Here is an 11,826-nt window from a genome sequence, read left to right as displayed (position 1 = left end):
TGAACGAATTTCGAATAATTTCGACCTGCACAGTGTAACCAACTGATTAAATTAGAAAAAATTAAGGGGAACCTTTGCAAGGTAAAGCGCTCCAAGAATTTGTTATCGACAAGCTCGATGACTTGAAAGGCCAGGACATTATCACTTTGGATGTTCAGGGTAAGTCCAGCATCACTGATTACATGATCATCTGTACCGGGACTTCTACCCGCCATGTTATGGCGCTGGCAGACAATCTGGTGCAGGAATCCCGTGTGGCAGGCATGATACCACTGGGCGTAGAAGGCCAGGGTGTGTCTGACTGGGTTGTTGTGGATTTAGGCGAAATCATTGTGCATGTCATGCAAGAAGAAAGCCGCCGTCTGTATGAACTGGAAAAACTCTGGAGCTAAGCGGTGAAACTGCAACTGGTGGCTGTCGGCACCAAAATGCCAGACTGGGTGCAGACAGGTTTCATGGATTACCTGCGCCGCTTTCCCAAAGATATGCCCTTCGAGCTGGTAGAAATACCGGCCGGTAAGCGGGGCAAAAATGCGGATATTAAACGCATTTTGGAAAAAGAAGGCGAACTGATGCTGGCGGCGGTTGGCAAGAATAACCGCATTGTCACGCTGGATATCCCAGGCACTCCCTGGGAAACTCCACAATTGGCTCAGCAATTAGAACGCTGGAAGCAGGACGGCCGTGATGTCAGTCTGCTGATTGGCGGGCCGGAGGGATTAGCCCCAGCCTGTAAAGCTGCCGCAGAGCAGAGCTGGTCGCTCTCTGTGCTTACGCTACCCCATCCTTTAGTGCGTGTTTTAGTGGCTGAAAGCCTCTATCGCGCCTGGAGTATTACGACCAATCACCCTTATCATCGGGAATAAGCGGCGATGAACCTGAGTAAAGTGATGGCTTTGAGTAACGTGTTGGTTTTGGACAAGATGAAGTAGCTGCGGGATGAAAAAAGAACCTAACCCTTTTCGCGACTATTCAGCTGAATCAGCCTTGTTTGTCCGCCGCGCCCTTGTGGCTTTCCTCGGTATCCTGCTGCTAAGCGGAATATTGACTGTAAACTTGTACAATTTGCAGATAGTGCGTTTCGAAGACTATCGCACCCGTTCCAATGAAAACCGCATTAAGCTGGTCCCTATCGCTCCTAGCCGCGGTATGATATTTGATCGCAACGGCACCCCGTTGGCGATGAACCGGACCATTTATCAATTAGAATTGATGCCGGAAAAAATCGAAGACCTCCCCGCGACACTCAATGCACTACGCCCGATAGTGGATCTGACGGATGAGGATATCGCTAATTTTGAAAAAGAGCGTAAGCGCTCACGCCGCTTTACCTCCATTGCCGTTAAGACCCCCCTTACCGAGGTGCAGGTCGCCCGTTTCGCCGTTAACCAATTCCGCTTCCCCGGTATTGAAGTCAAAGGCTATCAACGCCGCTTCTATCCCTATGGTTCGGCCCTGACTCACGTTATCGGTTATGTATCGAAAATTAACGATAAAGATGTCGAACGGTTGGATAAAGAAGGCATTCTGGCTAACTATGCCGCAACCCACGATATCGGCAAACTGGGTATTGAGCGCTATTATGAATCCGTATTACACGGCAAAACCGGTTATGAAGAAGTTGAAGTCAATAACCGTGGCCGGGTGATCCGCCAGCTACATGAGCAGCCGCCGCAGGCCGGTAAAGATATTTACCTGACGCTTGATTTACATCTGCAAACCTATATTGAAAAACTGCTGAGTGGCAGCCGCGCCGCAGTGGTGGTCACGGACCCACGCACCGGCGCTATCTTAGCCTTGGTATCGAACCCAAGTTATGACCCGAACCTATTTGTCGATGGGATCTCCAGCAAAGATTATCAGGGGTTGTTGAACGATCCTGACCGCCCGCTGATTAACCGTGCTACCCAGGGTGTCTACCCCCCTGCGTCTACAGTAAAACCTTATATTGCCGTTTCCGCCCTGAGTGCCGGGGTTATCACCAAAAATACCAGCTTGTTTGACCCTGGCTGGTGGCAACTACCTGGCTCAGAAAAACGCTTTCGCGACTGGAAAAAATGGGGTCATGGTCGGTTGAATGTCACCAAGGCGCTGGAAGAGTCGGCGGATACCTTCTTCTATCAGGTTTCCTATGACATGGGGATTGATCGTTTGTCCTCATGGATGAGTAAATTCGGCTACGGTGAATATACTGGTATCGATCTATCCGAAGAGCGCGCGGGCCTGATGCCGACCCGTGAGTGGAAACAAAAACGCCACAAAAAACCGTGGTACCAAGGGGATACCATTCCGGTGGGTATCGGCCAAGGGTATTGGACCGCCACCCCAATCCAGATGGCAAAAGCGTTAATGACGCTGATTAATGATGGCGCGGTTAAAACGCCACATCTGCTACAAAGCACCCGGATTAATGGAGAGTTAGTCCCCTATCAACAAGAAGATCGCACGCAAATTGGTGATATACATTCCGGTTATTGGGAAATTGCTAAAGATGGCATGTATGGTGTAGCCAACCGTCCGAACGGAACGGGGCGTAAGTTTTTTGAAGGTACACCTTATAAAGCAGCGGCAAAATCCGGTACCGCCCAAGTGTATAGCTATGAAACCTATAATGCCCATAAAGTGGCAGAACACTTACGCGACCATAAATTGATGGTTGCGTTTGCGCCCTACGAAAATCCAACGGTATCTGTCGCCATGATTTTAGAAAATGGGGGTGCCGGGCCTGCGGTGGGGACCATTACTCGCCAAATTCTCGACCACATTTTGTTGGGTGATAACAATACTGAATTACCGGATGCGGCCCCTCTGCCTCCAGGTGTTGAAGCAGATTAATTGAAGTGGACTAAGGTAACTCATGACTGATAATCAACAAAAAGGCTCTTTGTGGTACAAAATGCACATCGATCTGCCGTTTTTGATTTGCATCCTGGCGCTGTTGGCTTATAGCGCCTTTGTGATGTGGAGCGCCAGCGGGCAAGATATCGGCATGATGGAACGCAAAGTTGGCCAAATCGCGATGGGCCTGATTGTCATGCTGGTTATGGCGCAGATACCGCCGCGCGTCTATGAAAACTGGGCACCCTACCTCTATTTCGTGTGCGTAATTTTGTTGGTATTGGTTGATGCCTTTGGCCAAATAAGTAAAGGTGCACAGCGCTGGCTGGACTTGGGTTTTATCCGCTTTCAACCTTCTGAAATTGCTAAAATTGCGGTTCCGCTGATGGTGGCTCGCTTTATGAACCGTGACGTCTGTCCGCCCTCATTGAAAAACACCGGTATTGCGCTAATTTTAATCTTTATGCCCACCTTATTAGTAGCCGCTCAGCCCGATTTGGGTACCTCTATCCTGATTGCGGCCTCTGGCCTGTTCGTACTGTTTCTCTCCGGTATGAGTTGGCGTTTAATCGCTATTGCCGCCGTATTGGTCGCTGCATTTATCCCGATATTGTGGTTCTTCCTGATGCACGGCTATCAGCGCGACCGCGTGATGATGCTGCTGGACCCGGAAAGTGATCCGCTCGGCGCCGGTTATCATATTATCCAATCAAAAATCGCCATCGGCTCAGGTGGCTTATCAGGGAAAGGCTGGCTACACGGAACTCAGTCACAACTGGAGTTTTTACCGGAACGCCATACTGATTTTATCTTTGCCGTACTGGCAGAGGAGCTAGGTTTAATTGGCGTGCTGGTACTATTAGCGCTTTATCTCTGTCTCATTATGCGTGGTTTGGTGATTGCCGCCCACGCACAAACCACCTTCGGCCGAGTGATGGTAGGAGGATTAATGCTGATACTATTTGTATATGTGTTTGTTAACATAGGTATGGTCAGTGGAATTTTACCTGTGGTTGGCGTACCTTTGCCTTTGGTCAGCTATGGAGGCTCGGCACTGATAGTTCTGATGGCCGGGTTTGGTATCGTGATGTCGATACATACTCATCGCAAAATGTTATCGAAGAATTTATAGAGGTGAGCAATGCGTAAGGAATGGCTTTGGATAGGCATCGCAGGCGTGCTGTTATCAGCATGTACCAGTCAGCCTCCGGCACCCCAGCAACAGGTGCAACAGACGTACAACGGCCCGGTTGAAGAGATTGGCGGGGCAGAACCGCGCTATGAACCCTTTAATCCTAATTTTAATCAGGATTATAAAGCCAATGGCCAGTCTTACAGCATTATTAAAGATCCACAAAACTTCACTCAGGTGGGTCTTGCCGCTTGGTATGGCGAAGAAGCTAACGGCAATACAACCGCCACTGGCGAAACGTTCGATCCTAATGCATTGACCGCCGCCCACCCTACTTTGCCCATTCCAAGTTATGTGCGCGTCACCAATGTCAGTAATGGCCGCCAGATTGTGGTGCGCGTGAATGACCGTGGCCCGTATACCCCTGGGCGAGTAATTGATTTATCCAAAGCGGCCGCTGATCGCCTGAATATTTCGAATAATACCAAAGTGAAAATTGATTTTATCAATGTCGCACCTGATGGCTCGCTGTCAGGCCCAGGTATGGTCGGTACCACCATTGCCAAGCAAAGTTATGCCTTACCAAGCCGCCCGGACTTGACCTCCAGCGGGATGGGGACGCCAGTGCAACAGGATGCGCCCGCAGTAAGTGCGCCAGTGCGCCCTATCGCTAACAGTAATTTGTCTGGTGCGGATGCCACTCAACCGGTCGCGCCACAAAGTAGCGGCTTCCTGAGGGCATCGACCCCGGTACCGGCTGGCGTGTTGGAAAGCTCAGAACCTGCCGTGGATTCTGTATCCACTCTGGGTGCAGGGCCGGTGACACCACCGGTTGTTGCCAACCCCGGTCCCGTGACCTCATCAGTAGCAACAACAGGTGCTGCGACCTCTGGTGGTTATGTGGTTCAGGTCGGTGCGTTGAGTGATGCTCAACGGGCGCAAACTTGGCAGCAAAGCCTGAGCCAACGTTTTGGGGTCCCGGGTAAAGTAGACACCAATGGTAGCGTGCATCGTGTCCAACTTGGGCCATTCAGTAGCCGCCAACAAGCCGTAGAACTGCAACAGCGCCTATCGAGCGAAGCTCAGCAGCAATCATTTGTGGTCGCGGCGCCTTAAAACATACATACCTTGTAGCAATTTAAGGTCTGTCAGATAAAAATAACCGTAACCCCTTGTGCAAACAGGATGTTACGGTGAAACCAATAAACGCCACACAGGTGTATAGCCAAATTTATTGGCGTTGCAGCAAGGCCGCAAATGAATGCATCCCGATGAACATGTGATTCGGATGAGTGAGTGCCGCTAACGCCGCTACAACGTTAAGTAAGTAAGGGTATGGTATAGTGTGGCACTTTCTTAACTTACTCCCACGGATGTTGTTGTCCTGATCATGAAATATGTAACTACTTCTCGCATTATCAAGAGCCTGGCGCTCAGCACTGTTATTGTTATGAGCACAGCGTCTGCTGCAAACGCTGATGACGTCAATCTGAAAACCATGATCCCCGGCGTGCCACAGATCGACTCAGAAGCGTATGTGCTGATTGATTACAACTCCGGCAAAGTATTGGCAGAAATGAATGCTGATGCGCGTCGTAATCCGGCCAGCTTGACCAAAATGATGACCAGTTATGTTATCGGCCAAGCAATCAAAGCAGGCAAAATCGGGCCAGAAGATATGGTTACCGTGGGGAAAGATGCCTGGGCAACCGGCAATCCAGAATTCAAAGGCTCTTCGTTGATGTTTTTGAAACCCGGTGACCGTGTACCGGTTTCTAAACTGACTCGGGGTATCAATCTGCAATCCGGTAATGACGCCTGTGTCGCGATGGCTGATTATGTTGCTGGCAGCCAGGACTCATTCGTCAACCTGATGAACAACTACGTTAAAGCACTGGGCCTGCAAAATACCCAGTTCAAAACAGTTCACGGTTTAGATGCTGAAGGCCAGTACAGCTCTGCGCGCGATATGGCGCTGATTGGTCAAGCACTGATTCGCGATGTACCGGATGAGTATGCCATTTACAAAGAGAAAGAATTCACCTTCAACAATATCCGTCAGATAAACCGTAACGGTTTACTGTGGGATACCAGTTTGAATGTTGATGGTATTAAAACCGGTCATACCGATGCTGCTGGCTACAATCTGGTGGCCTCCGCTACCGATGGTCAAATGCGTTTGATCTCAGCCGTGCTGGGCGGTCACACCTATAAAGGCCGTGAAACCGAGAGTAAAAAATTACTAACCTGGGGCTTCCGTTTCTTTGAAACTGTCGCACCATTGAAAGTGGGTAAAGAGTTTGCGTCAGAGCCAGTCTGGTTCGGCGACAGTGACCGAGTGCAGTTGGGTGTTGATAAAGACGTCTACCTGACTATTCCACGTGGCCGTATGAAAGACCTGAAAGCCAGCTATGTACTGAATACCCCAGAGATTCATGCGCCACTGGCGAAGAATCAGGTTGTTGGCATGATTAACTTCCAGTTAGATGGCAAAACTATCGATCAGCGCCCATTAGTGGTGATGAATGAAGTTAAAGAAGGCGGATTCTTTAGTCGCATGGTGGACTACATCAAACTGATGTTCCACCGCTGGTTCGGTTAGTTGGCGGGCTTGAAAATCAGCAGACTATCCCCATATTATAAATAATCTGAAACTCCCGCCCCGGCGGGAGTTATAATTTTAAGGTCGGATAATTCTTTCTTTATCCTAGCACCTATCCGGCAGTAATCTGTCCGTCAACACCCCAGGAGCGCACATGAAAACTAAACTGAACGAACTGCTTGAGTTCCCTTGTTCTTTTACCTACAAGGTAATGGGCATTGCAGAACCACAGTTGGTAAACCAGGTGGTAGAAGTGGTACAGCGCCATGCTCCGGGTGATTATACCCCGCAGGTAAAACCGAGCAGCAAAGGCAACTTTCACTCCGTCTCCATCACCATTACAGCCACCCATATTGATCAAGTGGAAATCCTGTATAAAGAGCTGGCCGACCTTGAACTGGTGCGAATGGTACTGTAGTTAAGACCATATAGTTAGGACCATATAGTTAGGACCATCGAGTTAAGTCCATATTGCCTACGAGCAAGATACCTAATTTGTACCAAGCCCGCCTTATTATGGCCCGGAGCGGTTATTCACGCTCTGGGCCTTATTTTGCCTTTTAACCCCATGGTTGAACCGCAAACCTGCTTTTTTAAATGTCAAAATAGTAGCCCCACATCGCTGGGCTGGTATACTGACGCCACCATTTCTGTAACCAGATGATGCCTCGCTTGCAACAACACAAGATCATTTTACGTCAGCTAGGGCTACAACCCTATGCCCCCGTATCTCAAGCTATGCATAATTTCACTGAGTTCCGTACTGACGCCACTCCAGATGAAATCTGGCTGGTTGAGCATCAGCACGTTTTCACTCAAGGTCAGGCGGGAAAAGCCGAACATGTGCTGATGCCCGGTGATATTCCGGTTATCCAAAGTGATAGAGGCGGTCAGGTCACCTATCATGGCCCCGGCCAGCAAGTCATGTATGTCATGATTGACCTCAAGCGTGCCAAAATTGGCGTGCGGCAATTGGTTACCGCGATTGAGAATACCGTGATTCAGACATTGGCTCATTTTGCTATTGACTCACAAGCCCGCCCAGATGCCCCCGGTGTCTATGTCGGCCAGCAGAAAATATGCTCGTTGGGATTACGCATCCGTAGAGGTTGCTCGTTTCACGGGCTGGCCTTGAATATCGATATGGACCTGGAGCCGTTCCAACGCATAAACCCATGCGGTTATGCTGGCATGCAAATGACCCAAGTCAGTGCCTTAAAAACAGGGACAACTGTTGCTGATATCCAGCCAATCTTGGTGCGCGAATTTACCCGCCAATTGGGCTATCCGCAAGCGGAACAGCAGCCATGGTCACTGGCAGACTATTTATCATCTGACGTATCCTAAGTTAGCCAATTGAAATCGTGAATGCCCTGACTCTTTTAAGATAGCCCACGTAATTGGGGGCTGAATAGGATAGGGTAATGATGATATAATTTTTAAACAATTTTCAAAAAATTTTTAACGAAAGCCATATCACGTTGAATTTAATGAAAAATCTCAAATTGAGAGATTCAGAACTGGAACCTGCACGATTATGAGTAAACCGATTCAGATGGAACGTGGCGTAAAATACCGCGACGCAGATAAAATGGCGTTAATCCCGATTAAAACCGTGGTTACCGAACGTCAGGAACTGTTACGTAAACCCGAATGGATGAAAATCAAGCTACCCGCTGACTCCAGCCGCATTCAGGGTATCAAGGCAGCAATGCGTAAAAACGGTCTGCACTCGGTTTGCGAAGAGGCATCCTGCCCTAACTTGTCAGAGTGCTTCAACCACGGAACGGCGACCTTTATGATCCTCGGCGCAATTTGTACCCGCCGCTGCCCATTCTGTGACGTTGCCCATGGTCGTCCGGTTACACCTGATGCCAATGAGCCAGAAAAGCTGGCTCAAACAATCAAAGATATGGGATTGCGCTATGTGGTTATCACCTCGGTTGACCGTGATGACTTACGCGATGGTGGCGCTCAACATTTTGCAGATTGTATCGCAGCCATTCGAGCCAAAAATCCGACCATAAAAATTGAAACATTGGTGCCTGACTTCCGTGGCCGTATGGATCGCGCGTTAGATATTTTGACTGTCACCCCACCGGATGTGTTTAACCATAATCTGGAAAACGTACCACGGGTATATCGCCAGGTGCGACCTGGGGCTAACTATGAGTGGTCGCTTAAATTACTTGAGCGCTTTAAAGAGGCTCATCCTGATATTCCGACTAAATCAGGTTTGATGGTTGGCTTGGGGGAAACCAATGCTGAAATCGTTGAGGTTATGCATGATCTGCGCCGCCATGGAGTAACCATGCTGACGCTGGGGCAATATTTGCAACCAAGCCGCCACCATTTACCCGTACAGCGCTACGTCAGCCCGGCTGAGTTTGACGAAATGAAAGCAGAAGCTATGGCAATGGGCTTTACCCACGCTGCTTGTGGCCCGTTTGTTCGCTCTTCTTATCATGCCGATCTGCAAGCAAAAGGGTTGGAAGTAAAATAAATAAATTGGCCTGATGAGACTTTCAGGCCAATTTTATGAAATATTTAGTTACACCTTAAATGCCAGACAAGCAAAAACGGATTTCCACTGGAGATCCGTTTTCTGTTATCAGACATAATAAGTTTGCTGATAATAGCTAAGTTAAAGAATTTTCATCCTGCCGCTTTCACCGGAATACCGGTTATATCGAGCGAGGGCAATCAGTCCTTATGCTCAATTGGCGGTGTTGTTTTGGTTTCAACGGCCGTTTTAGCTTCAGCAACAGGCGTCGCCGCAGGTGCATCATCATTACCCATAGCCTTTTTAAAGCCTTTCAGGGCAGCCCCCAGATCCGCGCCCAACGTGCGCAATTTGCTGGTTCCAAACAACAACACAATCAATATGCCGACTACCAACAATTTGGTAATACTGATACCTTCCATACTCACCTTCTTGATTAGCTCTGTTCATTAAACAATGAATATATCCTTCTTACTGGATATTGCGCCAATGTGAGCACATCTCACGCCCTGAACCACTCACATGAGTCAGAATGGTGGGATTCACTCGCGAGCGACAACGCCAATGACGTTGGATATTGTTAAATAATGGCCTATTTACGAATAAATTACCGATTAAAACAACAGTAATATGTAACAGATTTCGTTAGTGAACTATGATTACTCAGAGTCTATTATCACTTATTTTGACTCATTCCGGATGAGACATTGCCGTTAACATCCCCCCAAAGCAAAAAGAAAGAGGGAGCCGCCAATTGCCTTATTCAAGTAGAATAAACACCCGTCGGTCAGGGTTAAGTTTTGCTAAAAGAACTTATTTACCTCGAGCATTTGGCTTAGGTGTAGGTATGTTTTGTGTAGGCTCAGTGCTCTACACACAGCATTCCCCATTATGGCTATGGCTGATGCTAGCTATTAATGGGTTGATATGGCCACATATTGCATTCTTGCTGGCGTTGCGGTCTGAACAACCGTTTGAGCAAGAAATAATCAACATGAAAATAGACTCTGCGTTGGGTGGCGTCTGGGTGGCAATAATGTCGTTCAATGCTTTGCCATCCATTGTTATTCTATCCATGATGAGTATGAATAATATTGCTTCCGGGGGTAAGAACATTTTTTGCAAAGGTTTAGCCTTGCAAATCTCCTGTAGCTTATTGACTGCATGGATATTTAACTTGCCCTTTGAACCTGAAACTTCCCCCATTCAGGTTTATGCTTGTTTGCCGATGATAATTATCTACCCTTCCCTACTCGGATTAGTAACCTATCGAACTGCCAAGCGTTTGGCCGAAAACAAAGAAGAGCTATTACGTATTAGTGTAAGAGATGGGTTAACTGGTTTGTATAACCGCAGACATTGGGAACACCAGTTACATAATCAATTTGACAGTTGCCGGCGCTATCAGCACGGCGCAACACTCATTTTACTTGATATTGATAACTTCAAAGCCATAAATGACACCTTTGGCCATGCCGTCGGCGATGAAGCCATTACGGTTCTTGCTGAGGAGTTATTATTAGGGCTGCGGGCCATTGATATTGTCGGTCGCTATGGTGGCGACGAGTTCGGTGCTATTTTGCCCAATACCACCGCCGAACAAACCCGCGAAGTATTAACGCGAATTCAAGAAAAACTAGCTGAATTAGCCTTTACGCAAGCCCCCACGCTGCAACTTAGAGTAAGTGCTGGCATTGCTGATTACAGGCACGACATGATTAATTATCAGCAATGGTTGAAAGCGGCTGACTCCGCACTGTACCAGGCAAAAGATAATGGTCGTAATCGTATTGAGCTGGCCAGTTAAAAACTATTCCCAATAGATTTCATGATGTAAAAAGTCAGTGTATTATTGATTCGTAAGCTCTGGAGATGACATTCCTCCATAACCGCCCTTCAAGGCTGATGATGTCTACGTAACCTTTTCATTAAGGTGCGTAGTATTGCGCCTAAGCCTTTCTGAAAAGCCCATTAATAATGACCAACTACCCCGCACGATGGGTATCCATAATGAAAGGTATTTATGTTTAATACATTACTCGCAGTATTTATTGGTGGTGGCGTGGGCAGCGTTGCTCGCTGGCTGGTCAGTATGAAGCTAAACAGCTTATCACCCCATGTCCCCGTGGGAACACTGCTGGTAAACCTGATAGGTGCTTTTATCATTGGTCTGACATTAGCGCTGTTTACCCGCATTGCACATATTGATCCCGTATGGAAGCTTCTGATTACGACAGGTTTTTGTGGTGGTCTAACGACATTTTCCACCTTCTCTGTGGAAGTGGTTTATCTCATTCAGGAAGGTAAGCTGGCATGGGCGGCGGGGACTGTTTTACTTAATCTGGCCGGGTCACTTGCGATGACGATGCTGGCCTTTATATTGGTCAATCACTTCGCGGGGCAATAATAGCGAGTAACTATAAATAGTTTAACTTTCCGGGTAGTCCATTATATTGCCCGGAAACGTGCAAGATAAAGAAAATCACGGGTCGGGTGGTATCGTCTTAATGTTTTCTTAATCTACGAACCGGATAATCATTTGCCAGAGAACAGTTAGCCGATGGTGGTGACTGATGTGCTGGATAACACTATGTTTGGATTACCAAAAAAACGGGCTGAGTGGCTAACAGTTATTTTTTGCCTGGTCATCACCGTGATATTTCTCAAAGCCTATCTGTTCTAACCTTGATGTGTTACTTCTCTCAATTCTACTTTTGTTGATTGTAAAACAACGAGTTGTGTCGCGTCGTT

The 11,826-nt window shown here is 47.8% G+C and carries 12 protein-coding genes and 1 riboswitch; of the genes, 11 read left to right on the top strand and 1 reads right to left on the bottom strand.

The annotated features are described in order from the left end of the window. The first annotated feature begins 74 nt into the window (after positions 1–74). The 9 genes from rsfS to lipA all read left to right on the top strand — a co-directional run bounded on the left by rsfS (position 75) and on the right by lipA (position 9,075). Positions 75–392: a ribosome silencing factor gene (gene rsfS, locus ACWJJO_RS06490; RefSeq protein WP_083159674.1), complete on the top strand. Its 318-nt coding sequence runs from the start codon at positions 75–77 to the stop codon at positions 390–392. Positions 393–395: 3 nt separating this feature from the next. Then, entirely contained in the window at positions 396–866 is a 471-nt protein-coding gene (rlmH, locus tag ACWJJO_RS06485; RefSeq protein WP_083159676.1) for a 23S rRNA (pseudouridine(1915)-N(3))-methyltransferase RlmH, read from the top strand. 73 nt (positions 867–939) lie between these two features. Continuing rightward, positions 940–2,835 (top strand): peptidoglycan DD-transpeptidase MrdA, encoded by a 1,896-nt coding sequence (gene mrdA, locus ACWJJO_RS06480; RefSeq protein ID WP_083159678.1) that lies wholly within the window; start codon positions 940–942, stop codon positions 2,833–2,835. A 22-nt stretch (positions 2,836–2,857) separates the two neighbouring features. Next, positions 2,858–3,970 (top strand): peptidoglycan glycosyltransferase MrdB, encoded by a 1,113-nt coding sequence (mrdB, locus tag ACWJJO_RS06475; protein ID WP_005182719.1) that lies wholly within the window; start codon positions 2,858–2,860, stop codon positions 3,968–3,970. Positions 3,971–3,979: 9 nt separating this feature from the next. Beyond that, a complete protein-coding gene (gene rlpA / locus ACWJJO_RS06470) occupies positions 3,980–5,086 on the top strand; it encodes an endolytic peptidoglycan transglycosylase RlpA (protein ID WP_083159680.1) in 1,107 nt (368 codons plus the stop codon). A 274-nt stretch (positions 5,087–5,360) separates the two neighbouring features. Beyond that, positions 5,361–6,572 (top strand): D-alanyl-D-alanine carboxypeptidase DacA, encoded by a 1,212-nt coding sequence (dacA, locus tag ACWJJO_RS06465; RefSeq protein ID WP_481090801.1) that lies wholly within the window; start codon positions 5,361–5,363, stop codon positions 6,570–6,572. Between the two features lie 154 nt (positions 6,573–6,726). Further along, positions 6,727–6,990 (top strand): DUF493 family protein YbeD, encoded by a 264-nt coding sequence (gene ybeD / locus ACWJJO_RS06460; protein ID WP_032905731.1) that lies wholly within the window; start codon positions 6,727–6,729, stop codon positions 6,988–6,990. Positions 6,991–7,232: 242 nt separating this feature from the next. Beyond that, positions 7,233–7,919, top strand: a complete 687-nt coding sequence (gene lipB / locus ACWJJO_RS06455; RefSeq protein ID WP_083159684.1) for a lipoyl(octanoyl) transferase LipB — start codon at positions 7,233–7,235, stop codon at positions 7,917–7,919. Between the two features lie 190 nt (positions 7,920–8,109). Next, on the top strand, positions 8,110–9,075 hold the full coding sequence (gene lipA, locus ACWJJO_RS06450; protein WP_083159686.1) for a lipoyl synthase: 966 nt from the start codon (positions 8,110–8,112) through the stop codon (positions 9,073–9,075). Between the two features lie 200 nt (positions 9,076–9,275). Here the strand turns inward: lipA and tatA are convergent, their stop codons facing one another. Beyond that, positions 9,276–9,497, bottom strand: a complete 222-nt coding sequence (gene tatA, locus ACWJJO_RS06445; RefSeq protein ID WP_372568854.1) for a Sec-independent protein translocase subunit TatA — start codon at positions 9,495–9,497, stop codon at positions 9,276–9,278. 332 nt (positions 9,498–9,829) lie between these two features. Between tatA and ACWJJO_RS06440 the strand changes: the two genes are divergently transcribed. Both ACWJJO_RS06440 and crcB read left to right on the top strand, forming a co-directional pair. After that, positions 9,830–10,882, top strand: a complete 1,053-nt coding sequence (locus ACWJJO_RS06440; RefSeq protein WP_083159690.1) for a diguanylate cyclase — start codon at positions 9,830–9,832, stop codon at positions 10,880–10,882. A 52-nt stretch (positions 10,883–10,934) separates the two neighbouring features. Then, positions 10,935–10,997: riboswitch (Fluoride riboswitch) on the top strand. Positions 10,998–11,098: 101 nt separating this feature from the next. Next, complete coding sequence (crcB, locus tag ACWJJO_RS06435) at positions 11,099–11,482, top strand: fluoride efflux transporter CrcB (protein ID WP_083159692.1); 384 nt, start codon at positions 11,099–11,101, stop codon at positions 11,480–11,482. Positions 11,483–11,826 lie beyond the last annotated feature (344 nt).

Source organism: Yersinia antarctica (assembly GCF_056636475.1).
Note: the sequence above shows the minus strand (reverse complement) of the source record. Positions and strands in the feature narration are given on the sequence as shown.

Coding starts and splice junctions, on each gene's coding strand:
- mrdA (WP_083159678.1), top strand. CDS start 940: ATGAAAAAAGAACCTAACCCTTTTCGCGACTATTCAGCTGAATCAGCC.
- mrdB (WP_005182719.1), top strand. CDS start 2,858: ATGACTGATAATCAACAAAAAGGCTCTTTGTGGTACAAAATGCACATC.
- rlpA (WP_083159680.1), top strand. CDS start 3,980: ATGCGTAAGGAATGGCTTTGGATAGGCATCGCAGGCGTGCTGTTATCA.
- dacA (WP_481090801.1), top strand. CDS start 5,361: ATGAAATATGTAACTACTTCTCGCATTATCAAGAGCCTGGCGCTCAGC.
- ybeD (WP_032905731.1), top strand. CDS start 6,727: ATGAAAACTAAACTGAACGAACTGCTTGAGTTCCCTTGTTCTTTTACC.
- lipB (WP_083159684.1), top strand. CDS start 7,233: ATGATGCCTCGCTTGCAACAACACAAGATCATTTTACGTCAGCTAGGG.
- lipA (WP_083159686.1), top strand. CDS start 8,110: ATGAGTAAACCGATTCAGATGGAACGTGGCGTAAAATACCGCGACGCA.
- tatA (WP_372568854.1), bottom strand. CDS start 9,497: ATGGAAGGTATCAGTATTACCAAATTGTTGGTAGTCGGCATATTGATT.
- crcB (WP_083159692.1), top strand. CDS start 11,099: ATGTTTAATACATTACTCGCAGTATTTATTGGTGGTGGCGTGGGCAGC.